General features: G+C 67.1%; 25 protein-coding genes. 20 read left to right on the plus strand and 5 right to left on the minus strand.

Features of this window, described 5'->3' with window-relative positions; genetic code table 11:
- The first annotated feature begins 5 nt into the window (after positions 1–5).
- The 11 genes from QLQ15_RS17115 to QLQ15_RS17165 all read left to right on the plus strand — a co-directional run bounded on the left by QLQ15_RS17115 (position 6) and on the right by QLQ15_RS17165 (position 9,098).
- On the plus strand, positions 6–533 hold the full coding sequence (locus QLQ15_RS17115) for a PTS sugar transporter subunit IIA (protein WP_283214113.1): 528 nt from the start codon (positions 6–8) through the stop codon (positions 531–533).
- An 8-nt stretch (positions 534–541) separates the two neighbouring features.
- Entirely contained in the window at positions 542–1,492 is a 951-nt protein-coding gene (gene hprK, locus QLQ15_RS17120) for an HPr(Ser) kinase/phosphatase (protein ID WP_283214114.1), read from the plus strand.
- Positions 1,493–1,517: 25 nt separating this feature from the next.
- A complete protein-coding gene (gene rapZ / locus QLQ15_RS17125) occupies positions 1,518–2,399 on the plus strand; it encodes an RNase adapter RapZ (RefSeq protein ID WP_283214115.1) in 882 nt (293 codons plus the stop codon).
- Positions 2,400–2,573: 174 nt separating this feature from the next.
- Positions 2,574–2,879 (plus strand): EF-hand domain-containing protein, encoded by a 306-nt coding sequence (locus tag QLQ15_RS17130; RefSeq protein ID WP_283214116.1) that lies wholly within the window; start codon positions 2,574–2,576, stop codon positions 2,877–2,879.
- A 34-nt stretch (positions 2,880–2,913) separates the two neighbouring features.
- Positions 2,914–3,207: a hypothetical protein gene (locus tag QLQ15_RS17135; protein WP_283214117.1), complete on the plus strand. Its 294-nt coding sequence runs from the start codon at positions 2,914–2,916 to the stop codon at positions 3,205–3,207.
- 146 nt (positions 3,208–3,353) lie between these two features.
- A complete protein-coding gene (locus QLQ15_RS17140; RefSeq protein WP_283214118.1) occupies positions 3,354–3,746 on the plus strand; it encodes a PTS sugar transporter subunit IIA in 393 nt (130 codons plus the stop codon).
- A 19-nt stretch (positions 3,747–3,765) separates the two neighbouring features.
- Entirely contained in the window at positions 3,766–4,035 is a 270-nt protein-coding gene (locus QLQ15_RS17145) for an HPr family phosphocarrier protein (RefSeq protein WP_283214119.1), read from the plus strand.
- 8 nt (positions 4,036–4,043) lie between these two features.
- Positions 4,044–5,771: a phosphoenolpyruvate--protein phosphotransferase gene (ptsP, locus tag QLQ15_RS17150; RefSeq protein ID WP_283214120.1), complete on the plus strand. Its 1,728-nt coding sequence runs from the start codon at positions 4,044–4,046 to the stop codon at positions 5,769–5,771.
- A gap of 245 nt (positions 5,772–6,016) precedes the next feature.
- The gene (gene mgtE / locus QLQ15_RS17155) at positions 6,017–7,378 is read left to right on the plus strand and encodes a magnesium transporter (protein ID WP_283214121.1); all 1,362 of its coding nucleotides are present in this window, start codon (positions 6,017–6,019) and stop codon (positions 7,376–7,378) included.
- Positions 7,379–7,481: 103 nt separating this feature from the next.
- Positions 7,482–8,291, plus strand: a complete 810-nt coding sequence (locus tag QLQ15_RS17160) for a carboxylesterase family protein (RefSeq protein WP_283214122.1) — start codon at positions 7,482–7,484, stop codon at positions 8,289–8,291.
- A gap of 69 nt (positions 8,292–8,360) precedes the next feature.
- A complete protein-coding gene (locus tag QLQ15_RS17165; protein ID WP_283214123.1) occupies positions 8,361–9,098 on the plus strand; it encodes a tetratricopeptide repeat protein in 738 nt (245 codons plus the stop codon).
- A 187-nt stretch (positions 9,099–9,285) separates the two neighbouring features.
- On the opposite strand, the gene QLQ15_RS17170 is transcribed toward QLQ15_RS17165, so the two are convergent.
- The 3 genes from QLQ15_RS17170 to QLQ15_RS17180 are packed head-to-tail and all read right to left on the minus strand — an operon-like array spanning position 9,286 to position 11,296.
- Complete coding sequence (locus QLQ15_RS17170) at positions 9,286–10,215, minus strand: aspartate carbamoyltransferase catalytic subunit (RefSeq protein ID WP_283214124.1); 930 nt, start codon at positions 10,213–10,215, stop codon at positions 9,286–9,288.
- Positions 10,212–10,730 (minus strand): Holliday junction resolvase RuvX, encoded by a 519-nt coding sequence (ruvX, locus tag QLQ15_RS17175; protein WP_283214125.1) that lies wholly within the window; start codon positions 10,728–10,730, stop codon positions 10,212–10,214. The genes QLQ15_RS17170 and ruvX overlap by 4 nt, the downstream gene beginning before the upstream one ends.
- On the minus strand, positions 10,730–11,296 hold the full coding sequence (locus QLQ15_RS17180) for a YqgE/AlgH family protein (protein ID WP_283214126.1): 567 nt from the start codon (positions 11,294–11,296) through the stop codon (positions 10,730–10,732). The genes ruvX and QLQ15_RS17180 overlap by 1 nt, the downstream gene beginning before the upstream one ends.
- Positions 11,297–11,380: 84 nt before the next feature.
- On the opposite strand from QLQ15_RS17180, the gene QLQ15_RS17185 reads away from it, so the two are divergent.
- The 4 genes from QLQ15_RS17185 (at position 11,381) to QLQ15_RS17200 (ending at position 16,503) form a co-directional block, all read left to right on the plus strand.
- Entirely contained in the window at positions 11,381–13,081 is a 1,701-nt protein-coding gene (locus QLQ15_RS17185) for a dipeptidyl-peptidase 3 family protein (RefSeq protein ID WP_283214127.1), read from the plus strand.
- A 146-nt stretch (positions 13,082–13,227) separates the two neighbouring features.
- Entirely contained in the window at positions 13,228–13,797 is a 570-nt protein-coding gene (locus QLQ15_RS17190) for a DNA-3-methyladenine glycosylase I (RefSeq protein WP_283214128.1), read from the plus strand.
- Between the two features lie 67 nt (positions 13,798–13,864).
- Positions 13,865–15,004: a DUF1254 domain-containing protein gene (locus QLQ15_RS17195; protein WP_283214129.1), complete on the plus strand. Its 1,140-nt coding sequence runs from the start codon at positions 13,865–13,867 to the stop codon at positions 15,002–15,004.
- A 41-nt stretch (positions 15,005–15,045) separates the two neighbouring features.
- Positions 15,046–16,503: a DUF1254 domain-containing protein gene (locus tag QLQ15_RS17200; RefSeq protein ID WP_283214130.1), complete on the plus strand. Its 1,458-nt coding sequence runs from the start codon at positions 15,046–15,048 to the stop codon at positions 16,501–16,503.
- A 68-nt stretch (positions 16,504–16,571) separates the two neighbouring features.
- Here QLQ15_RS17200 and QLQ15_RS17205 read toward each other — a convergent pair whose 3' ends face one another.
- On the minus strand, positions 16,572–17,738 hold the full coding sequence (locus QLQ15_RS17205) for a PilT/PilU family type 4a pilus ATPase (protein ID WP_283214131.1): 1,167 nt from the start codon (positions 17,736–17,738) through the stop codon (positions 16,572–16,574).
- A gap of 109 nt (positions 17,739–17,847) precedes the next feature.
- Positions 17,848–18,885 (minus strand): type IV pilus twitching motility protein PilT, encoded by a 1,038-nt coding sequence (locus QLQ15_RS17210; protein WP_283214132.1) that lies wholly within the window; start codon positions 18,883–18,885, stop codon positions 17,848–17,850.
- 112 nt (positions 18,886–18,997) lie between these two features.
- On the opposite strand from QLQ15_RS17210, the gene QLQ15_RS17215 reads away from it, so the two are divergent.
- From QLQ15_RS17215 to QLQ15_RS17235, 5 genes are all read left to right on the plus strand, one after another.
- On the plus strand, positions 18,998–19,684 hold the full coding sequence (locus QLQ15_RS17215; RefSeq protein ID WP_283214133.1) for a YggS family pyridoxal phosphate-dependent enzyme: 687 nt from the start codon (positions 18,998–19,000) through the stop codon (positions 19,682–19,684).
- A gap of 49 nt (positions 19,685–19,733) precedes the next feature.
- Entirely contained in the window at positions 19,734–20,576 is an 843-nt protein-coding gene (gene proC, locus QLQ15_RS17220; protein WP_283214134.1) for a pyrroline-5-carboxylate reductase, read from the plus strand.
- A 16-nt stretch (positions 20,577–20,592) separates the two neighbouring features.
- Positions 20,593–21,075: a DUF4426 domain-containing protein gene (locus tag QLQ15_RS17225; protein ID WP_283214135.1), complete on the plus strand. Its 483-nt coding sequence runs from the start codon at positions 20,593–20,595 to the stop codon at positions 21,073–21,075.
- A 690-nt stretch (positions 21,076–21,765) separates the two neighbouring features.
- A complete protein-coding gene (locus QLQ15_RS17230) occupies positions 21,766–21,969 on the plus strand; it encodes a hypothetical protein (protein WP_283214136.1) in 204 nt (67 codons plus the stop codon).
- A gap of 130 nt (positions 21,970–22,099) precedes the next feature.
- Positions 22,100–24,964, plus strand: a complete 2,865-nt coding sequence (locus tag QLQ15_RS17235) for a PAS domain-containing hybrid sensor histidine kinase/response regulator (RefSeq protein WP_283214137.1) — start codon at positions 22,100–22,102, stop codon at positions 24,962–24,964.
- The last annotated feature ends 54 nt before the right edge of the window (positions 24,965–25,018 follow it).

A 25,018-nucleotide genomic window follows, 5' to 3' on the forward strand; every position in this document is an offset into this window, starting at 1 on the left:
CCGCCATGCCCCTGCATGACCTGCTGACCGCGCCTCGGGTCGCGATCATGGACGTGCCTGCCGCCGGCACGCACGTCAGGGGCACGCGCGCGCGGTCCTCGCAAACCGATCCCCTCACCGAACGCGACCGCGTCCTCGACGCGGCCGCAGGCCTGCTCGCCGCAGCGGGACGCAGGGAAACCGTCGCACGCGCGCTGCGCGAACGCGAGGCACTGGCCAGCACCGCACTGGGCGAAGGCGTGGCGATTCCGCACGCACGCTGCAGCGACATCGAACAATGCCACGGCGCGTTCCTGCGCCTGACGCGCCCGGTGGATTTCGCGGCCGCCGACGGGCGCCCTGTCGACCTTGTGCTTGCGTTGCTGGTGCCGGAGCACGACATCCAGCCGCAACTCGCCCGTCTGGCCGAGCTCGCCGAGCGTTTCGCCGACGCCGGTTTCCGGCGCATGCTGCGCGAGGCCAAAGACGTGGAACAATTGCGCCGCCACCTGCTGTCGGGCCCATCGCCCACACCCCTATACCGCGCTGCCTGAGGAACCGGATGAGTACGAGCATCAGCGCGGGGGAACTGTTCGAACAACAACGCGATCGCCTCGCACTGCGCTGGCTTGCCGGCCAGCGGGGCGACCGGCGCATGCTCGAGTCGGTGAACACCGTCGCGCGTCGCCCCTCCCTGGCCGGTTACCTCAACGCGATCTATCCGAACAAGGTACAGATCCTGGGCACCGAGGAGCTGTCGTGGCTGGACGCGCTCGACTCCCGCCTGCGCTGGGAGACTATCGAGAAGATCATCCAGTTCCGCCCGCTGGCGCTGGTCATCAGCAAGGACCAGACCTGCCCCGAGGACCTGCGCATCGCGGCGGAAGAAAGCAACACGCCGCTGTGGGTGTCGCCGCGACGCGGGCATGAACTTCTCAACCACCTGCAGTACCACCTCGCGCGCACGCTGGCGCCGCGCGTGACGCTGCATGGCGTCTTCATGGAGATCTATTCCATCGGCGTGCTGATCACCGGCGAATCCGGATCGGGCAAGAGCGAGCTGGCGCTGGAACTGGTCACGCGCGGCCATCGTCTGGTGGCCGACGATGCGCCGGAGTTCACCCAGATCGCTCCGGACGTGCTCGACGGCACCTGCCCGGAGATGCTGCAGGACCTCCTGGAAGTGCGTGGCCTGGGCGTGCTCAACATCCGCCAGATGTTTGGCGACACCGCGGTCAAGAACAACAAGTACCTGCGCCTGATCGTGCACCTGGCCAAGCCGATGACCGAGCCCAAGCCGATGGGGCTGGAACGCCTCACCGGCGACAGCGGGATGCGTCGCGTACTCGACCTGGACGTACCGATGATCACCCTGCCCGTCATGCCCGGCCGCAACCTCGCCGTGTTGACCGAGGCGGCCACGCGCCTGCACAGCCTGCGCATGAAGGGCCTGGACCCGGCCGCGGCCTTCATCGCGCGCCACAGCAACTTCCTCGAACGCGGCGACGCGTGAGCCCGACTCCCGCTACCATCGCGCCATGAGCGAAGCGCCCGCCTCCACCCTGGTCATCGTCAGCGGCATGTCCGGTTCGGGCAAATCCGTCGCCCTCAAGACCTTCGAGGACCTGGGTTTCTTCTGCGTCGACAACCTGCCCGCCGAACTGCTTCCGCAGTTCGTCGCCAGCGTGCTGCGCGCCGATGAAGGCGCACCGGCCAAGCTGGCCGTCAGCATTGACGTGCGCAACCGCAACAGCGACCTCAGCAAGATTCCCGACTGGCTCTCCGCGGTCGGCGCATTGGGCCTGGACCCGCGCCTGGTGTTCTTCGATGCGCGCGACGAAGCACTGCTCAAGCGCTACGCCGACACGCGTCGCCGCCATCCGCTCAGCCATCTCGGACTGGGACTGGCCGATGCGATCTCGCTGGAACGCCAGGTGCTCAAGCCCCTGCGCTCCATCGCCGATGCGGTGGTCGATACCAGCACACTCAACGTGCACCAGTTGCGTCGCCAGGTCATCACCGAGTTCGGCATCGGCGGCGACGCGGGCATGTCGCTGCTGTTCGAATCCTTCGCCTACCGGCGTGGCGTGCCGGCCGACGCCGACTTCGTCTTCGATGCGCGCGCATTGCCGAACCCGCACTGGGACCCGGTGCTGCGACCGTTGTCCGGGCGCGATGCCGCGATCCGCGAATACCTGGAAGCGCAGCCGGATGTGAACCTGTTCGTCGAACAGATCAACCTGTTCCTCGACACCTGGTTGCCGCGCCTGCACGTGGACAGCACGCGCAGCTACGCAACCATCGCCATCGGCTGCACCGGCGGCCGTCACCGTTCGGTCTACCTGGCCGAACGTTTCGCCGAACACGCGCGCAACCGCGGTTGGGACGAAGTGGCAGTGCACCATCGTGAACTGGACTGAACCTTCACGACGCGGCAACGCCACGAACCTGGCGCGGTGAACGCGCCCTGACTTCGGGCAGCACGTCCGCGTCGACTCACAAAATTTTTGCATGCCGCTTGCGCACGCCTTGCGCAGGCACCGCTACGGTCGGGGTGCGCTGCCAAGGCGCATCCGTCCGCAGGAGAGTGTGCAATGCGAAACACCCCATCCATCGTGATGCTCGCGCTGTTCGGCATCGCCGTGAGCGCGTCCGCGTTCGCACAGCGCACCGAGCCCCCCACCATGGCGGCGCCACCGGAGACGCGCACCACCGACACCACGCCCAAGCCGATGACGTTCGCCGACCTGGACGTCAATGCCGATGGCAAGGTCAGCAAGGACGAAGCCATGGCCGACGCGAAGCTGACCAGTCATTTCGCGCAGGTCGACCGCGACGGCGATGGACAGCTGTCGCAGACCGAATTCGCCGCGGGCCACGGCGCCGCCAGGCAGTACTGACGGCGGCCCGCCTTCCACCCTGAGGGAGAATCCCATGACCGCATGCCATGTTCCCCGTCGACTCACCGCCGCGCTCGCGCTGGCCCTGACGACCACCACCCTGGCATTGGCCGGTTGCCACAAGACCGAGACCGAGACGGTGGTGCCGGCGCCGGCGGAGACCCCGCCGCCCGACACCACACCGCCACCGGAGACACCGCCGGCCACCGCGCCTCCTGGCGAGACCACGCCGCCGACGGATACGACCGCACCGACCACGCCACCGCCGGCCGAGGGCGACCAGACCCCGCCGGAGGAGCAGAAACCCACCACGCCGCCCAGCAGCTGAGGCTGGACGCAGGCACGACGGCCCGCAGCGATGCGGGCCGTCTTTTTGTGACGAACACGACGGCCGATCCGCGCTTGTCGCCGAGGAATCGACCGTCCCGCGGACAATGCTTCCGGGCCGTCACCTGGCTCTGCTAATTTGGCGGCATGTCCGTCGGCATCCTCCTCATCACCCATGAAGGCATCGGCACCGCGCTGGTCGCGGTGGCGCGCCGGCTGCTCAGCCAGTTGCCCCTGCGCACCGAAGCGCTGGAGGTTCCGTTCGAAGGCGACCCGGACGCCCTCCTGCCGCAAGCCAGCGCCGCGCTGCGGCGGGTGGACGGCGGCGAAGGCGTGCTGGTGCTTACCGATCTGTACGGCGCCACGCCGAGCAACCTCGCCGCGAAGGTCGCGCGCCTGGGGACGCCGGTGCGGCGCGTATCGGCGGTGAGCCTGCCGATGCTGCTGCGGGTGATGAACTACGCCGACCTGACGCTCGACGAGTTGCCGGCCGTGGCCGCAGCCGGCGCGCGCAACGGCGTGATCGTGGACGAAGCGTGAGAGTCTGGAGGACGCGGCGATGATCGAGCACGAACTGACCGTCAGCAATCGCCTGGGCCTGCACGCGCGGGCCACGGCCAAACTCGTGCAGACGCTCTCCGCCTATCGCAGCAGCGCCACGCTTACCGCCAAGGGCCGTGAGGTCAACGCCAAGAGCATCATGGGCGTGATGCTGCTCGCCGCCGGCAAGGGCACGCAGGTCCGTCTGCGTGTCGAAGGCGAGGACGAGGATCGCGCCGCCGAGGCGGTGATTTCGTTGTTCGAACGCCGCTTCGACGAAGACAGCTGAGGCCACGGATGAGGCAGGAGTTCAACGGACATGGCGCATCGCGCGGAAGCGCACTCGGTCGCGCCCGTGTCCGTCTGCCGCATGTACTCGAGGTCGTCGAGGAGCACATTCCCGCGCGAGCCGTCGAGACGGAAGTCGCGCGCCTGCATGCCGCCATCGCCACCGTGCGCAGTGAAATGTTCGCGCTGCGCGAACGGCTGCACGGCGCGCTGGCGCACGAGGTCGGCGAGTTCCTCGACCTGCACAGCCTGCTGCTCGATGATCCGGAACTCCTCCAGGGCCTGGACGAGCTGATCCGCACCGGCCGTTACTCGGCCGACTACGCTCTGCGTCTGCAGCGCGACCGCATCGCCTCTGTCTTCCAGACGATGGACGATGCCTACTTCCGCAGCCGCGTGGACGACATCGACCAGGTCATCGGCCGCGTGCACGCCGCGCTGCACCGCCACGACGCCGGCATGCCGGGCGTCGCCGGCGAGATCCTGGTCACCGACAACGTCGCTCCCGCCGAAATCGCGCAGCTGCAGGCGCAGGGCGTGATGGCCATCGTCACCACGACCGGCAGCGTGCTCTCGCACAGCGCCATCCTCGCGCGCAGCCTGCACCTTCCGCTGGTCGTCGGCACCCCGCAGGCGATGCAGAAGATCAACGACGGTGACGTGCTCGCCGTCGACGGCGCCAGCGGCCGCGTCATCCTGGAGCCCGACGCCGCCGACCTGCGTGCGCACCGCGCGCGCGTCCGCGAGCTCGCTCGCGAGCGCAAGCAGCTGCACCGGCTGCGCCGCGAACCCACGCGCACGCTCGACGGCGTCGATGTGAAGCTGTACGCCAACGCCGAATCGCGCGAGGACGTGGCCGAAGCGCACGCGCTGGGTTCCGCCGGCGTCGGCTTGTACCGCACCGAGTTCCTGTTCCTGCAGCGCAACGAGCTGCCGGACGAGGAAGAGCAGTTCCGCGTGTATCGCGATGTCGTGCTGGGCATGACGGGTCGCACGGTGACCATCCGCACGCTCGACCTGGGCGCAGACAAGGCCGATCGCACGGGCCTTGCGCTGCGCGATGAACCCAATCCCGCGCTCGGCCTGCGCGGCGTGCGACTGTCGCTTGCGCGCGACGGGCTGCTGGATGCGCAGCTGCGCGCGCTGGTGCGTGCCTCCGGATACGGCCCGGTGCGCATCCTGTTGCCGATGGTGAGCACGCGCGAGGAAGTGCGTTCGGTCCGCGCGACGCTCAAGCACGTCACGGCCGAGCTGCGCGCGCAGGGTCACGAGATCGCCGAGAACGTGCCGCTGGGCGCCATGATCGAAGTGCCTGCGGCAGCGATCGCCCTGCCCGCCTTCATCGGCAGCGTCGACTTCCTTTCCATCGGCACCAACGACCTGGTGCAGTACCTGCTCGCCGCCGATCGCAACAACGAGGCGTTGACCAGCCTCTACACGCCGCTGCACCCTGCGGTGATCCGACTGATCCGCGACGTGATCCGCCAAGGCCAGAAGCGCGGCAAACCGGTGGCGGTGTGCGGTGAAATTGCCGGCGACCCGCACTTCGCACCGATGCTGCTGGCGCTGGGCCTGACGGAATTCAGCCTGCACCCTGCGACGCTGCTCGAGGTCCGCCGCACCATTCGCCATTGCGATCATGCCCGCCTGCAGGCCAACGCCGCCGCACTGCTGCGCGCGCGCGACCGCAAGGGCATCGAAACGTGGATCGCGGAGAACGCACCATCGGTGGGGTGAGACGGGATCGGACGCTACCTCCCCTCCACCGCCGGGACCAGGTCGCAGCCCGACCGCGCGAATGACGGCGCAGACTCCCCCGAATCGCGATCCCGGATTCCGATACCGCATCTCCACATCCCGGTCCCGCATCGATCCTGAACTACAAAGGGGTGGGCATCCCCAACGATCGAGGCGATAATGCGCGCCATGAACGCCTAGCCCTGTCGCGCCACCGTGGTTGCGACCGCCACCGGAAGCCCCGCATGGCCGAAGCCGTCCGCCACGACAAGACCGCGCGCCAGTTGCGCCTGCTCTCCGACGCGCTCGACAGCGGTCGTCTGGGGCCGGTGCGCCGCCTGGTCAACACGCTCTCGCCCGCCGAGATCGGCAACCTGCTCGAATCCCTTCCGCCGGCCAAGCGCACCATCGTGTGGGGCCTGGTCGATGCCGAGGACGACGGCGAGGTGCTGGTGCACGTCGGCGACGAGGTGCGCGAAGGCCTGCTGGCGGAGATGGACCCGGACGAAATCGTCGCGGCCGTCGAAGACCTGGACATCGACGACCTCGCCGATCTGGTCGAGGACCTCCCGGACACCGTCATCGACGAAGTCCTCAAGTCGATGGACCGCGAGAACCGCGAGCGCCTCGAGCAGGTCCTGTCGTACCCGGAGGACACCGCCGGCCGCCTGATGAACCCCGACGTGGTGACGGTGCGTACCGACACCACCATCGACGTGGTGCTGCGCTACCTGCGCCTGCGCGGCGAGCTGCCCGAACACACCGACCACCTGTACGTGGTCAGCCGACGCCACCAATACCTCGGCCGCATCGCACTGGCCGCGCTGCTCACGCACGAACCCGGCACGCCGATCAACAAGCTGATCGACGACGAGCAGCCGGCGATCGACGTGGAGGAATCGGCCAACGAAGTCGCGCGCAAGTTCTCCGACCACGACTGGCTCAGCGCGCCCGTGGTGGACGAGAACAACATCCTGCTCGGACGCATCACCATCGACGACGTGGTCGACATCATCCGCAGCCAGGCCGAACACCAGGCCCTGAGCGCGGCCGGCCTGGACGAGGACGAAGACCTCTTCAGCCCGGTCTGGCGCGCCATGCGTCGCCGCCTGATCTGGCTGTCGATCAACCTGGGCACCGCGTTCCTCGCGGCGAGCGTCGTTGGCGAGTTCGAGGGGACCATCGACAAGCTGGTCGCACTGGCGGTGCTGATGCCGATCGTCGCCGGCATGGGCGGCAACGCCGGCACGCAGGTGCTGGCGCTGATGGTGCGCGGCCTGGCGCTGGGCCAGGTGGGCGCGGCCAACGTGCGGACGCTGCTGTGGAAGGAAGCGCGCGTCGCCCTGCTCAACGGCGTCGTACTCGGCAGCCTGCTGGCGCTGATCGTGCTGATCTGGTTCCACAACGTCGGCTTGTCGCTGGTGATCGGAATCGCGCTCACCGCGAACCTGCTGTTCGCCGCCGTGGCAGGCGTACTGGTCCCGGTGGCGATCAAGCGCGCCGGCTACGATCCGGCGCTGGCATCGGGCATCTTCCTGACCACCGTGACCGACGTGATGGGCTTTTTCACCTTCCTCGGGCTGGCGACGCTCGTTCTCGTTCGCTGAACCGGCGCCAGGTTGTGGCCACGTGCCGGAAATGCGACATCGCGCATTGCGGCCGGCGGCGCGAAGACCAATGATGCGGGCCGATTTTCCACGAGACTGGCCGATGCGCTCCATCCGTTCCGCATTCCAACCGCTCCGGCTCGCCACGGTGGCGCTGGCATTGTTGCTGGGCGCCTGCGCGACGACACCGCGCGAGGAACCGCCGGGCCAGTTCGTCGAACGCTCCGTCGAGGTGGACGGCACTTCGCACCGCTTCCAGGTCTTCGTGCCCGCGAAGAAGGCGGGCGGCAAGCATCCGGCCACGATCCTGTTCCTGCACGGCTCCGGCGAGCGCGGTACCGACAACCATCGCCAGACCGAAGTCGGCCTGGGCCCGTACCTGCGTGCGCACGCCGCCGATTTCCCGGCGCTGGTCGTGTTTCCGCAATCGCCGGCCGGCACGTCCTGGAGCGGTGCACAGGCGCGCGTCGCGATGGCCGCGCTGGATGCGGCGCTGGATGAATTCCGCGGCGACGAGGACCGCATCACGCTGACCGGCATCTCGCGCGGCGGCTATGGCGTATACGAACTGGCGCTGCTGGAACCCAAGCGTTTCGCGGCCCTGATACCGGTGTGCGGCGGCATCACGCAGCCCCCGGCACTGACCGAACGCCTGGTGGTGGATGGCGTGGCCGAGGCCCCCGATCCTTTCGCAGCGGCCGCGCAACGTCTGCAGCGCGTGCCGGTATGGGCCTTCCATGGCGCGAAGGACGAGACCGTCACGCCGGACCAGTCGCGACACATGGTCGAAGCACTGCGCGGCGTCGGTGGCAACGTGCGCTACACCGAATTCGCCGAAGCCGGGCACAACAGCTGGGACGCGGCCTATGCGATGCCGGAACTGTGGACCTGGGTGTGGCTGCGGCGCAACTGACCGCACACGAGGCTGCATGACGCACGCCGATCCGGTACAACGGGCGACGGACTCCAGGGGGATCCGATCATGACCCGCACCGCGATCTTCGTGCTTGCCTGTCTGGCGCTGCTGCCCGCATCCGCGGCCGCGCAGGTTGAAACCGTCGTCACACCGCTGACGCTCCCGCATTCCCCGAAGCAGCTTGGCGCCCAGTTCCGCACCGACACCGACGCTGCGGTGTTGGCCGAGCGGAAAGGCGACCATGCACTGGCGCGCAAGCACCTGGCGCCCGTGATCGCCTACTGCGATGAGCTGGCCACGCCCACGCGCGACGTGGTCAGCGTCAACAACGCCGCCGAATACGAGGCCTTCGTGGCCGCGTCTACGAGCGGCAAGCCGGTGGAGTGGATCGATACCGCCTGTCCCCACGCCCACAAGATGGCGGCATTCGTGGCCGTTGAAACCAGGGATCACGACGTCGCACTGACGATGCTGGACAAGGCCGCCGCGATAGCACCGTACCTGGCCGACACGTATGCCGAGCGTGGATACCTGCTCAACCAGCTCGGCCGCACCCAGGAAGGGCTGGCGAGCTACCAGCACGCATGGGAACTCGTGGAACGCCACGAGAGCAACCGCTTTGCGAAAGGACTGGTGCTTCGCGGACTGGGCTACACGTACATCGAACTCAACGACCTCGACCGTGCAGAGGAGGTCTACCGCCAGGCACTGGAGGTGGATCCGGAAAGCCAGGTCGCGAAGCGCGAGCTTGAGTACATCCGGCATCAGCGACAGCCGCAGACGCGGGAGAAGACGTCGGAGTAATGCCAGGCTGCGGCTTGGTCGCATACGAGCCGGTGGCGCTTGGGCGTCGGGTCGCGCTGCACGGTCGCTTCGAACAGGTTGCCTCTGCCATCCACCGCGCAACGCTGCGGCCTTCGGGTCGCCCGGCCCGACCCTCCATGGTCGGGCGTTCGGCAGGCCACGCGGCAGTGCCGCGTAGCGGCCTGCCTCACCCCTTCAGCAACGCTTCCAGCACCGCCATGCGCACCGCCACGCCGTTGCTGACCTGACGCAGGATCAGCGACTGCGGGCCGTCGGCCACCTCGTCGGTGATCTCCACGCCGCGGTTGATCGGGCCCGGGTGCATGACGATGGCGTCGGGCGCCGCCCGCGTCAGGCGCGTGGCGGTGAGACCGAAGTCGCGGTGGTAGTCGTCGAGCGAGGCGACCAGGCCTTCTTCCATGCGCTCGCGCTGCAGGCGCAGCATCATCACCGCATCCACGCCTTCCAGCGCGGCGTCGAGGTCGTCCGACACCGTGCAACCCTGCAGCGTGCCGTCCTGCGGCAACAGCGATGCGGGGCCACACACGCGGATCTCGCCCGTGCCGAGCGTACGCAACGCCTGCAGGTCCGAGCGCGCCACGCGCGAATGCTTCACGTCGCCGACGATCAACACCTTGCGCGTCGAGAAGTCCGCGCCCTTGGCCTGGCGCAGCGTGAGCATGTCGAGCAGGCCCTGCGTGGGATGCGCGCTGCGTCCATCGCCCGCGTTGACCAGCACGGTGCCGTCGTTGACCTGCGAGGCCAGCGCGGCCACCGCACCGTCCTCCTGGTGGCGGACGACGAAACCGCGTACGCCCATGGCTTCCAGGTTCTTCACCGTGTCCAGCGCGGTTTCGCCCTTGCGCGTGGAGGAGGTGGAGGCATCGAAGTTGAGCGTGTCCGCGCCCAGGCGCTGCGCAGCAAGTGTGAAGCTCATGCGCGTGCGCGTGGACGGCTCGAAGAACAGCGTGCAGACCGCGATGCCGTCGAGCGCGCGGCGATCGTAGTGTCCTTCGGCGAAGGCCTGCGCGCGGACCAGCAGCGCGTTGAGCGCATCGCGGGGCAGGCCATCGAGCGTGAGCAGGTGGCGCGGGAGGTGTGTATGTGGTGCGTTCATGCCGTGGGAGATCCGCTCGGCCGCGTCGGCCGTTCGATTTCGGAAATATCCAGCGCGTCGTCGGGAGCGGCCAGCCAGCGTTCGATGATCACGGCGGCGGCCACCGCATCCAGCGCTTCGGCATCGCGCCTGCGCTTGCGGCCTTCCGCGCGATCGGCCGCGAAACGCTGCGCCGCCTCGATGGAGCTCATGCGTTCGTCCACCAGCACCACGGGCAGGTTGTAGCGCAGCTTCAGTTCACGCGCGAAGGCATGGGCGCGTTGGCGGATGGGCTGGTCGTCGCCTTCCAGCGTCATCGGGTCGCCGACGATCAACCCGTCCGGACGCCATTCGTTGCGCAGCCGGTCGATCGACGCCCAGTCGGGTCCGTGCCCATGCACGTCGATCACGGCCAGCGCGCGTGCGCCGTGGCCGAAGCCGCTGCCCACGGCCACGCCGATGCGGCGCGAGCCGACATCGAAGCCCAGCACGGTGCCGTCGCGACGGATGCGTGGCTTTTCCGTCGGCGCTTCCATCATGCGTGCCCGGCGTAATCGGCCAGGTGCGCGAAATCCACGCCGATGCGACCGGCGGCGGCCTGCCAGCGGGCATCCAGTGGCAGCTCGAACAGCAGCTCGGCGTCGGCCGGCGCGGTCAGCCAGTCGTTCTCGGTCAACTCATGTTCCAGCTGGCCCGAGCCCCAACCGGCGCAGCCCAGCGCGACGATCGCGTTGTGCGGACCTTCGCCACGCGCCATCGCTTCGAGGATGTCGCGCGAGGTGGTCAGGAACAGGTGTTCGGTGATGGCCAGCGTGGAATCCCAGTGCATGCCGCCGTCGTGCAGCACGAAGCCGCGCTCCGGATGCACCGGACCACCGGCCAGCACCGGCTGCGCGATCAGGCCTTCATCGCCGCTCTCCAGGCCCATCTGGCCGAACACTTCGCCCAGCGTGTACTCCGAAGCGCGGTTGACCACGATGCCCATGGCGCCATCGGCATCGTGCTGGCAGATCAGCGCGACGCTGCGCGCGAAGTTGGAATCCGCCAGTGCGGGCAGCGCGATCAGCAGCTGGTTGGCCAGTGGTGTGGGAGTGACTGACATGGGCACATTCTAGCCCGGGCGGTGTGATGCGTGCCGCATCGACACGGGCGTAGGATGGCGGCTTTCCCCAGCGGGCACGCCGCCATGTCCACCTACTCTCTGCGTCCACTTGGCCTGGCCTGCCTGGCGGCCCTCGCTCTCGCGGGCTGCCAGCGCTCCGCCCCGCCGGAAACCACTCCCGCGGCGGTCACCTCGTCTGCACCCGCCAACACCGGTTACGCCGCCACGCATGCCGGCGATTACGCCGTCGTGCCGTTGAAGGCCGATCTGTCCGCATTCGACGAGAACGCCAAGCGCATGATCGCCCTGCTGGTCGAGGCCAGCGAGGTGATGAACCGCATCTACTGGAAGCAGTCGTGGGACGGCGACCGCGCCGCGCTGCTCCAGCGCGCGCCCGACGCGGCCACGCGCGAACTGGTGGACGTCAACTTCGGCCCGTGGGACCGCCTCAACGAGGACACGCCCATCGTCGAGGGCGTCGGTCCGCGCCCGCCGGGCGGTCCGTTCTATCCGGCCGACATGACCAAGGAAGAGTTCCAGGCCGCAGCCCTTGCGGACAAGACCTCCAACTACACGCTGTTGCGCCGCGAAGACGGCAAGCTGGTCACGGTGCCATACCACGTCGCGTACAAGGACGACCTGGAACACGCCGCGTCGCTGCTGCGCGAGGCCGCCGGCCTCAGCGCCGACAAGTCGTTCGCCGCGTACCTGAAGATGCGCGCCGACGCTCTGCTCAGCGACGACTTCCGTCCCAGCGACATGGCGTGGATGGACATGAAGACCAACCCGGTCGACATCGTCATCGGCCCCATCGAGACCTACGAAGACCAGCTGTTCGGCTACAAGGCCGCATACGAAGGTCTGGTGCTGATCAAGGACGTGGAGTGGAGCCAGAAGCTCGCGCGCTTCGCCAGCTTCCTGCCCGCGCTGCAGAAGGGCCTCCCGGTTGACGCGAAGTACAAGGCCGAAACGCCCGGCTCGGATGCCGACCTCAACGCATATCAGGTCGTCTACTACGGCGGCAACGCCAATGTCGGCGCCAAGACCATCGCCATCAACCTGCCCAACGACGAGGAAGTCCAGCTGAAGAAGGGCACGCGCCGCCTGCAGCTGGAGAACGTGATGAAGGCGAAGTTCGACACCATCCTGGTGCCGATCGCCAACCAGTTGATCGCGAAGGACCAGCTGCAGCACGTCACGTTCGATGCGTTCTTCGACGACGTGATGTTCCATGAGGTCGCCCATGGCCTGGGCATCAAGAAGACGCTCGATGGAAAAGGCACGGTGGACGAGGCGCTGAAGGAATTCGCGTCGAGTTTCGAGGAAGGCAAGGCCGACATCCTGGGCCTGTACATGATCGACTCGCTCAGCCGCCAGGGCGAACTGGACGAAAGCAAGCTCAAGGACGCCTACGTCACCTTCCTTGCGGGCATCCTGCGCTCGGTGCGCTTCGGCGCGGCCGATGCGCACGGCAAGGCCAACATGGTGCGCTTCAACTTCTTCGCCGAACGCGGCGCGTTCACGCGCGATGCCGACGGCCGCTACCGCGTCGACTTCGACAAGATGCGCGAGGCGATGAACGCGCTCAGCGCCAAGCTGCTCACGGTCCAGGGCGATGGCGACTACGTCGAAGCCAAGCGGATGACCGAGACGATGGGCGTGATCAAGCCTGAACTTGCCGCCGACCTGGCGAAGCTGAAGGACGCGAAGATCCCGGTCGACATCCGCTTCGAGCAGGGCCTGGAAACGCTGGGACTGCAGTCGTATCGCTCTACGAAGAAATAGCGACATACCCTTGATCCGTTCGCCCTGAGCGTAGCGCCGCAGGCGCGAAGTCGAAGGGCGGAACGTCCACCTCCCGCCCCTTCGGCCTTCGACTTCGGTGCTTCGCACCTACGCTCAGGACGAACGGCTTCCATATTGCCTACTCCATGTCCGGCTACTGCGACTACGCCCCCGGCCACCCGCTGCACGGCCCCTACCACGACACCGAGTACGGATTCCCGCAACGCGAGGAGGCCGTGCTGTTCGAACGACTGATCCTGGAGATCAACCAGGCCGGGCTGAGCTGGGAGACTATGCTGCGCAAGCGCGAGGGCTTCCATCGCGCCTACCACGGTTTCGACGTCGACAAGGTCGCGAAGTACGGCGAGAGGGATCGCGAACGGCTGCTCAACGACGCCGGCATCATCCGCAACCGGCTGAAGGTGGACGCGGCGATCCATAACGCGAAGGTCATCCAGCAATTGCGCGCGTCGCACGGTGGCTTCGCGCAATGGCTGGACGCCAACCTCGTCGACGAGGCAGGCCAGCGGCGCGACAAGGCCGCGTGGGTGAAGCTGTTCAAGAAGACGTTCCGCTTCACCGGCGGTGAGATCACCAACGAATTCCTGATGAGCCTGGGCTATCTGCCCGGCGCGCATCGCGATGACTGCCCGGTGTACAAGCGCATCCTCAAGCTCAAGCCACCGCTCGATCCGGCCTGGCGTCGCAAGCTCTGACCCACGCTTCACGCCACCTCCACGTCGGCGGGCGCATTTCCGCTGTTCGGTTCCATGGAGGACGGACATGCGCACCTCGTTTCTGCTGTTGTTGATCGCTCCGCTCTTGCTGGCCGCATGCCAGCGCGAACAGACGCCCACTGAAGCGACCGCGCCTACACCGGCCGCCGATACCGCCGCACCCGCCTCCGCGCCGACGACAACGCCATCCAGCGAACCGGCAGCACCTGCGCCTGCACCCTCGCCCGCTCCCGGCTCGGTTCCGGTCACGGCCGACAACTATGGCCGCGCCGCCAGCGATCTCGCCTTCGCCGGCGTCGTGAAGGACAACGGTTTCGGCAAGTTCACCCATAACCGTGAGCTCACTCCGCTGGACAAGCAGATCGTCGTGCGCCAGAACCGCGACACGCTCTACTCCTCGAGTGTGTTCGACCTCGATGCCGGACCGGTGACCATCACGTTGCCGGATCCGGGGACACGGTTCATGTCGATGCAGGTCTTCGATGAGGACCAGTACACGCACCAGGTCATCTACAAGCCCGGCACCTATACGCTGCGCAAGAGCGACATCGGCACGCGTTACGTGCTGGCGGCACTGCGCATCCTGGTCGATCCGAACAACCCCGACGACGTGAAGGCCGTGCATGCGCTGCAGGACGCGGTGACGGTCAGCCAACCCGGCGGCCCGGGCACCTTCGAGGTGCCCCAATGGGACACGGTGAGCCTCAAGAACCTCACCGATGCGCTGACCGTGCTCGGCGACACGCTGCCGGACAAGAACAACATGTTCGGCATGAAGAAGGACGTGGATCCGGTGCGCCGCCTCATCGGCGTCGCCACCGCCTGGGGCGGCAACCCCGCCAAGGACGCGACCTACCTCAACTTCGTCCCGGCGAAGAACGACGGCACGACGATCTACCACCTCGACGTGAAGGATGTTCCGGTGGACGGCTTCTGGTCGGTGACCGTGTACGACGCCAAGGGCTTCTTCCAGTCCAACGCGCAGAACGCGTACTCGCTCAACAACGTGACCGCGAAGAAGAGCGACGACGGCTCCGTGCGCATCCAGTTCGGCGGCTGCGACGGGCAGGTGCCCAACTGCCTGCCGATCACACCCGGCTGGAACTACCTGGTGCGGTTGTACCGTCCGCGCGCGGAGGTCCTCGACGGCACGTGGAAGTTCCCCGAGGCCGTGCCCGCCTCCTGACCGCGACGCTCCACCTTTTATCCACGTTCCGGGAGCAGACCATGAACCGACTGACGATTCCGTTCCTCGCGAGCGCCGCGCTCTGCGTCGCGCTCGTCGCGTGCAAGCGTGAGCCAGCCAACGAAAGCGCGACGGCGACGACCGCGCCGACCAGCACACCCACCGCAGCCGGCGAGCCCAGCGCCGAGGAAGTGCGCGCCATCGCCAGGGATGCCTACATCTGGGGCTACCCCGTGGTGGAGAACTACAAGACGCTCTACCAGCAGGCCATCGACAAGGGCGGGGCCAACTTCCATGCGCCGTTGAACCAGATCGGCAATTCGGCCAACGTCGCTACGCCGAAGGACACGGCGATCATCACGCCGAACTCGGACACGCCGTATTCCTTCCTGTGGATGGACCTGCGTGCGGAGCCCCTGGTGCTGTCGATTCCCGAGATGGGCGACAAGCGCTACTTCTCCGTGCAACTGATCGACCTGTACACGTTCAACTTCGACTACATCAACCACGACGTGACGAAGGGCAAGGCGGGCACGTACCTGATCGCGGGGCCCGACTGGAAAGGCGAAACGCCCAAGGGCATCGACAAGGTGATCCGCTCGGAGACGCCGTTCGCCTACGGCCTGTTCCGCACGCAGTTGTTCGATCCGAAGGACCTGGAAAACGTCAAACGCCTGCAGGCGCAGTTCAAGTTGCAGCCGTTGAGTACCTTTGCCGGCACGCCCGCGCCTCCCGCGGCGCCACCGGTGGAGTTCCCGCCGTACGACGCGCAGAAAGCGAACGATCTGGGCTTCTTCTCATACCTGTCCTTCCTGCTGCCATACGCGCCAATGGACGACAGCGAGTCCGCACTGCGCGACCGCCTGGCGAAGATCGGCGTGGTGCCGGGCAAGCCTTTCGATGAGAACGCACTGTCGCCCGCGACGCGGCAGGCGCTGCTGGATGGCATCGGCGACGCCAACAAGGAACTGGAGGATTTCGTCGCCACGCAGGTGAACGCGGACAAGGTGTCCAGCGCCGAGATGTTCGGTACGCGCGAGCATCTCAAGGGCAACTCGCTCTACCGTTTCGCGGGCGCGAAGCTGGGCATCTACGGCAACTCCGCATCGGAAGCCAATTACCAGACCTACTTCGTCGATGCCAAGGGTCAGCCGCTGGACGCGTCCAAGCACGACTACGTCCTGCGTTTCCCGAAGGATGGTCTGCCGCCGACGAACGCGTTCTGGTCGCTCACGATGTACGACGGCACGTCGAAGCTGCTGGTCGACAATCCGTTGAACCGGTACCTCATCAACTCGCCGATGCTGGGCTCGCTCAAGCGCGACGCGGACGGTGGGATCACGCTGTACCTGCAGCATGCTTCGCCCGGCAAGGACAAGGAGACGAACTGGCTACCGGCACCAAGCGGTTCGTTCTACGTGGCTCTGCGCAACTACAACCCGAAGGCCGAAGTAATCGACCACAGCTGGAAGCGACCGCCATTGGAAACCACGCGCTGACGTGTGCTCAAGAAAAAGCCCCGCAGTGCGGGGCTTTTTTTTCGGTTCGGGGAAGCGGAACCCGTGACTCAGCGCACCTCGGCCACTTCCACGCCGTCCAGGCCCGCGGCCAGGGTCTTGGCGTCGCCGCCCTGTGCGAGCTTGATGCGCAGGCGCACCTCGTTCTGCGAGTCGGCGTAGCGCAGCGCATCCTCGTAGGAGATCTCGCCGGCCTGGTACAGCTCGAACAGGGCCTGGTCGAAGGTCTTCATGCCCAGCTGCACGGACTCCTTCATCACTTCCTTCAGCTTGTGCACCTCGCCGTCGCGGATGTAGTCCTGCACCAGCGGCGTGCCCAGCAGGATTTCCATCGCCACGCGACGGCCCTTGCCGTCCGGCGTCGGGATCAGCTGCTGCGCGACCACGCCCTTGAGGTTGAGCGAGAGGTCCATCAGCAACTGCTGGCGGCGGTCTTCCGGGAAGAAGTTGATGATGCGGTCCATCGCCTGGTTGGCGTTGTTGGCGTGCAGCGTGCACAGCACCAGGTGACCGGTTTCGGCGAAGGCGATGGCGTGGTCCATTCCTTCGCGGGTGCGCACCTCGCCGATCATGATGACGTCCGGCGCCTGGCGCAGCGTGTTCTTCAGCGCGGCTTCCCAGCTGTCGGTGTCGATGCCGACCTCGCGCTGCGTGATGATGCAGCCCTCGTGCTTGTGCACGAACTCGATCGGGTCCTCGATGGTGATGATGTGGCCGGTCGAGTTGAGGTTGCGGTAGCCGATCATCGCCGCGAGCGAGGTGGACTTACCGGTGCCCGTCGCGCCGACGAAGATGATGATGCCGCGCTTGGTCATCGCCAGCGTCTTGATCACCGGCGGAAGGCTGAGCTCCTCCACGGTCGGGATCTTGGTCTCGATGCGTCGCAGCACCATGCCGACCTGGTTGCGCTGGTAGAAGCAGCTCACACGGAAGCGGCCCACGCCGGCGACGCCGATGGCGAAGTTGCACTCGTGCGTCTTCTCGAACTCCTCGCGCTGCTGCGGCGTCATCACGTTGAGGACGAGGTCGCGGCTCTGCTGCGGCGTCAGGGCGGCCTGGGTGATCGGCGCGATCTTGCCGTGCACCTTCATCGACGGCGGCATGCCCGCGGTGATGAACAGGTCGGAAGCCTTCTGGTGCGCCATCAACTTCAGGAAGGACGTGAAGTCGATGCTGCCGCTGGCGGCGGGCGCGTTGCCGGTGCTGCTGGTGTTCATGCGTTACTCCCCTGCCGCGTGGCTCGTCAGCGTTGCGGACTGAACTTCTGGACCTGACTGGTGAAACCGGATTGCCGTGGCCGCGCCCCCTGCGCGGACCGCCGCGTGATCATTCGAACAGGCGCTTGTCCTTCGCGTATTCCTTGGCCTGCGGACGCAGGATCAGGCCGCGCTTGACGAGGTCCTGCAGGTGCTGGTCGAGCGTCATCATTCCGTACTGCTGGCCGGTCTGGATGGCCGAATACATCTGCGCGACCTTGTCCTCGCGGATCAGGTTACGGATGGCCGGGATGCCGACCATGATTTCCCACGCCGCGGTACGACCACCGCCGACCTTCTTCAGCAGGGCCTGCGAGATCACCGCGCGCAGCGATTCGGACAGCATCGAGCGCACCATCGGCTTCTCGCCGGCGGGGAACACGTCGATGATTCGGTCGACGGTCTTGGCCGCCGATGAGGTGTGCAGCGTGCCGAACACAAGGTGTCCGGTTTCCGCGGCGGTCAGCGCCAGGCGGATGGTTTCCAGGTCGCGCAACTCGCCGACCAGGATGTAGTCGGGGTCTTCACGCAGCGCCGAGCGCAGGGCCTCGTTGAAGCCGTGCGTGTCGCGGTGCACCTCGCGCTGGTTGATCAGGCACTTCTGCGAGGTGTGGACGAATTCGATCGGATCCTCGACGGAGAGGATATGGCCGTATTCGTTCTTGTTGATGTGGTCGATCATGCCAGCCAGCGTGGTCGACTTGCCCGAACCCGTCGGGCCGGTCACCAGGATCAGGCCCTGCGGCTGGTCGATCAGCTCGCGGAAGATCGGCGGGCAACCCAGGTCGTCCAGCGTCAGCACTTCCGAGGGAATCGTACGGAACACGGCGCCGGCGCCACGGTTCTGGTTGAACGCATTGACGCGGAAGCGCGCCAGGCCCGGGATCTCGAACGAGAAGTCGACTTCGAGGAATTCTTCGAAGTCGCGGCGCTGCTTGTCCGACATGATGTCGTACACCAGCGCGTGGACCTGCTTGTGGTCCAGGGCCGGGATGTTGATGCGCCGAACGTCGCCATCCACCCGGATCATGGGCGGCAGGCCAGCGGACAGGTGCAGGTCGGATGCTTTGTTCTTTACCGAGAACGCCAGAAGTTCGGCGATATCCATGCGTGCTCCCCTGCACTGCTTTGGAACTGAAACTGGAACGGAACTATCCCCAACCGGCAGTATAGCCCTCACCCCTCATCGTTTTTCCAGCACTTTCGACAGGAATTGAGACGTGCGCGTACGGGCCCTGAAGGACATCCTGCATTCACTCCAGAACGCGGCCGAGGCCGCTGGCAGGCCAGTGCCGCGCCTACTCGCAGTCAGCAAGACCCAGGATGCGACGGCCGTCGCGGAATTGATCCAGGCCGGCCAGCTCGCTTTCGGCGAGAACTACGTCCAGGAGGCCGCCGCCAAACGCGCGGCACTGGCCGGGTCTGGCGTGGAGTGGCATCTCATCGGCCATCTGCAGTCGAACAAGGCCCGCGACGCGGCCGAACTGTTCGACTGGGTCCATACCGTGGACCGCTCCAGACTGATCGAGGCCCTGGCCCGCCATCGGGCACCGGACCGGGCGCCCCTCAACGTGCTGATCCAGGTGAACATCGACGACGAGGCCAGCAAGCATGGCTGCGCGCCGGACGATGTCCCCGCCCTCGCCGCCGCCATCGCCGCGCAACCCCGGCTGCGCCTGCGCGGGCTGATGGTGATCCCCACGCCCCATCCCGACCCCGAGCAGCGCCGCGACGCCTTCCGTCGCACGCGTGCCCTGTTCGAGGCGCTGCAGGCGGGCCATCCGGGCGTGGACACCCTGTCGATGGGCATGAGCGACGACTTCGCCGTGGCCATCGCCGAGGGCGCGACGATGGTGCGCATCGGCACGGCGCTGTTCGGCGCCCGCCCACCGAAGGAACCGCACTGAGTCCCCGTAGGCGATAGCCCCGTGCGGGCGGGTTGGTATCCTGCCGCGCATGACGGACACCCAAGCCCCCACGCTTTCCGGCGCCATTGCCTTCATCGGCGGCGGCAACATGGCCCGCAGCCTCATCGGCGGACTGGTCGCGCGCGGCCAGGCGGCCAGTACGATCCGCGTGGCCGAACCGGTCCAGGCACTGCGCGATGCGCTGCAGCGCGATTTCGGCGTGACCTGCGCCGAGCGCGCGGACATCGCCGCCGATGGCGCGGCCGTATGGGTGCTGGCGGTCAAACCGCAGGTGATGCGCCAGGTGTGCACGGAGCTGTCCGCGCTGGCCCAGGCGCAGCGCCCGCTGGTGATCTCGATCGCCGCCGGCATCACCGCCGAGCAACTGGACCGCTGGCTGGGCGGCGGCATGGCCGTCGTGCGCGCGATGCCCAACACCCCGGCGCTGCTGGGCGTCGGCATCACCGGCCTGTATGCCAATGCGGCCAGCACGTCGGCGCAGCGCAACAGCGCGTCGGCGTTGCTCGAGGCCGTCGGCCCGACGGTGTGGATCGACGATGAAGCGCGCATGGACGCGGTCACGGCCGTGTCCGGCAGCGGACCGGCCTATGTCTTCCTGCTGGCCGAGGCGATGCAGGCAGCCGGTGTGGCGCAGGGCCTGTCGCCCGGGGCCGCGCGGGCGCTGGTGCAGCAGACCCTGCTGGGTGCGGCGACCATGCTGGTGAAGTCCGACGAACCGGCCGACGTGCTGCGCGCGCGCGTGACCTCGCCCGGCGGCACCACCCAGGCGGCCGTGGAAACCTTCGAGGCCGGCGGCCTGCGCGAACTCGTCGCGCGTGCGATCGCCGCCGCCACCGAACGCGGCCGGCAGCTGTCGGCCGCCAACGACTGATCCGGGAGTCCGCGTCATGCGCCATCGCACGTATCTGTTTGCCTGCCTGCTCACTGCCGGACTGTCCGCGTGCGGAGGCAGTGCACCGCCGCCGCCCGCGTCATCGGGAACGAGCAACACCGCGGCGGAAGCGGTCAGCCGCATCGGCGACGTCACCATCCGCGCCAACGCGATGCCCACCGCGTCGCTCGGCGCGCAGGTCGCGGCGCAGTACGGCATCGCCCGCGACGACAGCACCGTGATGCTGCTGGTTGGCGTCCGCCAGGGCAGCGACGCGCAGGAAACCGCGCTGCCAGCGCAGGTCACCGCCACCGCCACGGACCTGCGCGGTCGTCGCCACGAGATCGCGATGCGCGAGCTGCGCAGTGGCGATCTGCTGGACTACGTGGGCACGGTGGACGTGTCGCCGCCGGAGACGCTGCGGTTCGAAGTGACCATCGTGCGTGAGGGCGGTGCGACTTCGACGATGCAGTTCAGTCGGGATTTCTATCCGCGCTGACGCGTGGACGCATTGATGGTGGAACCCGGCAATCCGCACCGCGGTTGCGGTTGCGGTTGCGGTTGCCGTTGCCGTTGCCGTTGCCGTTGCCGTTGATCTTGCGACTTCGGAGCGAGCCGAGCACCGCAGCCGTGCGAGGGCCGAAGAGCCGCCCATGTCTGAGCGAAGCGCAGCGTAGCGAGTTTGGGCGGCGTGCCCTCGCACGGCGAGGAGCACAGGGGACCGCCGCGCAGCGGCGGATCGCGCAGGGAGCCAGCGGTTTTGGTTACTTTTGCCAAGACAAAAGTAACCCGCCCGTTTTCGGGCGGAAGCTTTTGCTGTTGCCGTTGTCTTTGCAGTGGTTCCCGTCATTCCCGCGAAGGCGGGGTCTTCTGGGTCGCCGCATGGCGGCACTATCCACGTGTCCGCGTATCACGGCCTTCGAAAATGGTGCGACGACTGAAGGTTGGATTCCCGCCTTCGCGGGAATGACGAGCTTCAACAACGTCGACATCAAGAACAACAGCTTCCGCTCGCAAGCGAGCGGGTTACTTTTGTTTCGGCAAAAGTAACCAAAACCATCCGCTCCCTACGCGATCCGCCGCTACGCGGCGGTCCCCTGTGCTCCTCGCGGGGGGGGCACGCCGCCCAAACTCGCTGCGCTGCGCTCCGCTCAAACATGGGCGGCTCTTCGGCCCCCGCACCACTGCGGTGCTCGGCTCGCTCCGAAGTCGCAAGATCAACGGCAGCAACCACAACGGCAACGGCAACGGCAACGGCAACGACAAGGGCAACGGCAAGGGCAAGGGCAAGGGCAAGGGCAAGGGCAAGGGCAAGGGCAAAGGCAAAGGCAAAGGCAAAGGCAAGGCCAAGGGCAACGGCGGCACAACACCAAGGACAACAACCGCAACTTGAACCGGGCGCCGGAAATCCACGGCGACAAGCCACGCACTCAACGACCGATTTGTTTCAGTCCTGTAACAGCACCCTCCGATCACCAAACACACTCCTATACTCGCCCCACGCCCATCGCCGGAGCCCGGCCATGACCAGCGGCGATGCCCTCCCCGGCTCGCAACCGCCACCGCAGGTCGACGACGCCGATCGCGCGCTTCGCGAAAGCGAGCTGCGCCTGCAGCAGGTGCTCGACAACACGTCCGCCGCGGTGTTCGCCAAGGACCGTACCGGGCGATACCTCTTCGTCAACCGCGAGTTCGAACGGCTCACCGGACGCAGTGCGGATGAGCTGATCGGGCACAGCGACCGCGACATCTTTCCATCGGACATGGCCGCCGCGCTGCGCCGCAACGACATGCGTGTGCTGCTGGAAGCGCGTGCGATGGAGTTCGAGGAAAGCGGCGTGTTCGCCGGCGAGGAGCGCACTTTCCTCTCGGCGAAGTTCCCGCTGCTGGACGTGGACGATACGCCCTACGCGGTGTGTGGCATCGCCACCGACATCACCGTGCGCAAGCAGATCGAGACCGCGCTGAGCACCTCCGCGCTGGCGGTGTCCTCGGCCTACGGGCGCGATCTGTTCATGGAACTGTCGCGCTACCTGGCCGCCATCCTCGACGTGGACGTGGCTTTCATCGCGCAGATGCGTCCCGAAGATCCGGCGACCATGCACGTGCTGGCCTTTGTGTGCGATGGAACGCCGCGCGAGCACTTCGACTACGCGCTGGCCAACACCGCCTGCGCGACCGTCGTCGGTCACGGATTCCGCATCTATCGCGCAGGGCTCGGTTCGCAGTTCCCGCTGGACGACGATTTCATCCAGATGGGTGCGGAGGGCTACGCGGGCTATCCACTCAACGACGCACAGGGCCGGCCGCTGGGCCTGATCTCCATCGTCTCGCGGCGACCGCTGGAACAACCGGAGTTCATCGAGTCGGTAATGAAGATCTTCGCGGTGCGTGCCGCGGCGGAGATCGAACGCCAGCGCACGGACCAGGCGCTGCTGGCCTCGCAGGCCAGCTACCGGCAGATTTTCGAGGCCAGCGAAGACGCGATCTTCGTCCACGAGTTCGAGACCGGCCGCATCGTCGACGTGAACCCGAAGGCTTGCACGATCTTCGGCTACACGCATGCGGAGATGCTGGACATCGCGATGGATCGGCTGGGATCCGGCGAGCCGCCTTACACCGGCCGGGACGCCGCGGCGCACCTGGAACGCGCGCGTCGCGCGGGTTCTGCCCGATTCGAATGGCACCGGCGCAACAAGGACGGAACGCTGCACTGGGACGAGGTCTACCTGAAGGTCGCCAACATCGGCGGTGCGGCGCGCATCCTGGCGTTCACGCGCGACATCACCGAACGCAAGCTCGCCGAGGAGGCCGCGCACCGCAATGCCGAGCACCTGCGCGCCACCGTCAACGCCGCGCTCGACTGCATCATCGCGATGGACGAGAACGGAACCATCATCAAGTTCAATCCCGCCGCCGAGGCATGTTTCGGTCTGAGCGAAGGCGATGCGCTGGGGCGCTCGCTGGCCGAGACGATCATTCCCGAACGCTTCCGCGAACGGCATCTGTACGGTCTGCGCCGCTACCTCGAGGGCGGCCCGGGGCCCGTGCTGAAGCAGCGCCTGGAGGTGATGGCCATGCGCGCCGACGGCACGGAGTTCCCCGCCGAACTGGCCATCGGCGTGGACGACAGTCCCTCCGGCAAGACCTTCATCGGCTACCTGCGCGACATCACCGAGCGCACGCAGGCCGAACAGGGACGACGCCGGCTCGAAGCGCAGCTGCTGCAGGCCAAGAAGATGGAGGCGCTGGGGCATCTCACCGGTGGCATCGCGCACGACTTCAACAACCTGTTGGCCAGCATCATGGGCTACGTCGGACTGGCCAGCGAACGCAGCGCGAATGGCGAGGACGTGCGGTTGCACGGCTACCTCGACCAGGCCATGCAATCGTGCGAGCGCGCGCGCGACCTGATCCAGCAGATGCTGATGTTCAGTCGCGGCCAGAAGGGCCAGGCACGCGCACTGGATGCGGCCGGGTGTATCGAGCAGAACCTGGCCGTGCTGCGCCCGACGGTGCCGCCGGGTGTACGCATCGATCTGGACATCGCACCCGACGCGAGCGCGGTGCGCTTCGATCCGGTGCAGCTGGGGCAGGTGCTGCTCAACCTGTGCGTGAACGGTTGCGATGCGATGCAGGGCGAGGGTCGCCTGACGATGGGGCTTCGCGATGTCAGCGTAGCGTCCGTGCAGTGCTCCGCCTGCCGGCAGCCGGTGGACGGCGCGTATGTCGAGCTGTTCGTGCATGACACCGGGCCGGGCATCGAGCCTGCGGTGCTGGAACGCATCTTCGACCCCTTCTTCTCCACCAAGCCGCCCGGCAAGGGCGCGGGCATGGGCCTGGCCACGGTGCACGGCATCGTTCACGAGCACGGCGGCCACCTGCTGGTGGATACCGCCTCCGGCGCGGGCACGCGCTTCCGCGTGTTGCTGCAGGCCTGCGAGTCCGAAGCGCGCGCGACACCCGCACGGCGGCGCTCGGACCGTCCCGGCCCATTGCCCGTCGAGGGACGCGTGCTGGTGGTGGACGACGAACACAGCGTGGGCGAGTTCATGTGCGAGCTGCTGGCCAGCTGGGAGGTGGACGCCGACTTCATCGCTTCACCGAAGGAAGCGCTGGAACGCGTGCGCGAATCGCCGCAACGCTACCGTCTTCTCATCACCGATCATTCGATGCCGGCGATCACCGGAGTGGAACTCGCGCAGGCGTTGCTGTCGATCGCACCGGATCTTCCGGTCGTGCTCTATACCGGCCTGGCCGACCGCGTGCACGGCACCCTGCCCGTCAACATGCTGCCCACCGTGTTGCGAAAGCCGATCGACCGCGCGCACCTGGCGCGCTTGCTGACCGACGTGCTGGGCCGGGGCGAAGAAGCCGCAATGTCGTGACGGTGCGTGCCACGCGCAGGAACAAGAAAGGCCCCGCAATGCGGGGCCTTTCGT

It is taken from the genome of Lysobacter stagni (genome assembly GCF_030053425.1).
GTDB lineage: Bacteria > Pseudomonadota > Gammaproteobacteria > Xanthomonadales > Xanthomonadaceae > Lysobacter_J > Lysobacter_J stagni.

Excerpts from the sequence above, each read along its gene's own strand:
- QLQ15_RS17115 (WP_283214113.1), top strand. The coding sequence starts at position 6 with ATGCCCCTGCATGACCTGCTGACCGCGCCTCGGGTCGCGATCATGGAC.
- hprK (WP_283214114.1), top strand. The coding sequence starts at position 542 with ATGAGTACGAGCATCAGCGCGGGGGAACTGTTCGAACAACAACGCGAT.
- rapZ (WP_283214115.1), top strand. The coding sequence starts at position 1,518 with ATGAGCGAAGCGCCCGCCTCCACCCTGGTCATCGTCAGCGGCATGTCC.
- QLQ15_RS17130 (WP_283214116.1), top strand. The coding sequence starts at position 2,574 with ATGCGAAACACCCCATCCATCGTGATGCTCGCGCTGTTCGGCATCGCC.
- QLQ15_RS17135 (WP_283214117.1), top strand. The coding sequence starts at position 2,914 with ATGACCGCATGCCATGTTCCCCGTCGACTCACCGCCGCGCTCGCGCTG.
- QLQ15_RS17140 (WP_283214118.1), top strand. The coding sequence starts at position 3,354 with ATGTCCGTCGGCATCCTCCTCATCACCCATGAAGGCATCGGCACCGCG.
- QLQ15_RS17145 (WP_283214119.1), top strand. The coding sequence starts at position 3,766 with ATGATCGAGCACGAACTGACCGTCAGCAATCGCCTGGGCCTGCACGCG.
- ptsP (WP_283214120.1), top strand. The coding sequence starts at position 4,044 with ATGAGGCAGGAGTTCAACGGACATGGCGCATCGCGCGGAAGCGCACTC.
- mgtE (WP_283214121.1), top strand. The coding sequence starts at position 6,017 with ATGGCCGAAGCCGTCCGCCACGACAAGACCGCGCGCCAGTTGCGCCTG.
- QLQ15_RS17160 (WP_283214122.1), top strand. The coding sequence starts at position 7,482 with ATGCGCTCCATCCGTTCCGCATTCCAACCGCTCCGGCTCGCCACGGTG.
- QLQ15_RS17165 (WP_283214123.1), top strand. The coding sequence starts at position 8,361 with ATGACCCGCACCGCGATCTTCGTGCTTGCCTGTCTGGCGCTGCTGCCC.
- QLQ15_RS17170 (WP_283214124.1), bottom strand. The coding sequence starts at position 10,215 with ATGAACGCACCACATACACACCTCCCGCGCCACCTGCTCACGCTCGAT.
- ruvX (WP_283214125.1), bottom strand. The coding sequence starts at position 10,730 with ATGGAAGCGCCGACGGAAAAGCCACGCATCCGTCGCGACGGCACCGTG.
- QLQ15_RS17180 (WP_283214126.1), bottom strand. The coding sequence starts at position 11,296 with ATGTCAGTCACTCCCACACCACTGGCCAACCAGCTGCTGATCGCGCTG.
- QLQ15_RS17185 (WP_283214127.1), top strand. The coding sequence starts at position 11,381 with ATGTCCACCTACTCTCTGCGTCCACTTGGCCTGGCCTGCCTGGCGGCC.
- QLQ15_RS17190 (WP_283214128.1), top strand. The coding sequence starts at position 13,228 with ATGTCCGGCTACTGCGACTACGCCCCCGGCCACCCGCTGCACGGCCCC.
- QLQ15_RS17195 (WP_283214129.1), top strand. The coding sequence starts at position 13,865 with ATGCGCACCTCGTTTCTGCTGTTGTTGATCGCTCCGCTCTTGCTGGCC.
- QLQ15_RS17200 (WP_283214130.1), top strand. The coding sequence starts at position 15,046 with ATGAACCGACTGACGATTCCGTTCCTCGCGAGCGCCGCGCTCTGCGTC.
- QLQ15_RS17205 (WP_283214131.1), bottom strand. The coding sequence starts at position 17,738 with ATGAACACCAGCAGCACCGGCAACGCGCCCGCCGCCAGCGGCAGCATC.
- QLQ15_RS17210 (WP_283214132.1), bottom strand. The coding sequence starts at position 18,885 with ATGGATATCGCCGAACTTCTGGCGTTCTCGGTAAAGAACAAAGCATCC.
- proC (WP_283214134.1), top strand. The coding sequence starts at position 19,734 with ATGACGGACACCCAAGCCCCCACGCTTTCCGGCGCCATTGCCTTCATC.
- QLQ15_RS17225 (WP_283214135.1), top strand. The coding sequence starts at position 20,593 with ATGCGCCATCGCACGTATCTGTTTGCCTGCCTGCTCACTGCCGGACTG.
- QLQ15_RS17235 (WP_283214137.1), top strand. The coding sequence starts at position 22,100 with ATGACCAGCGGCGATGCCCTCCCCGGCTCGCAACCGCCACCGCAGGTC.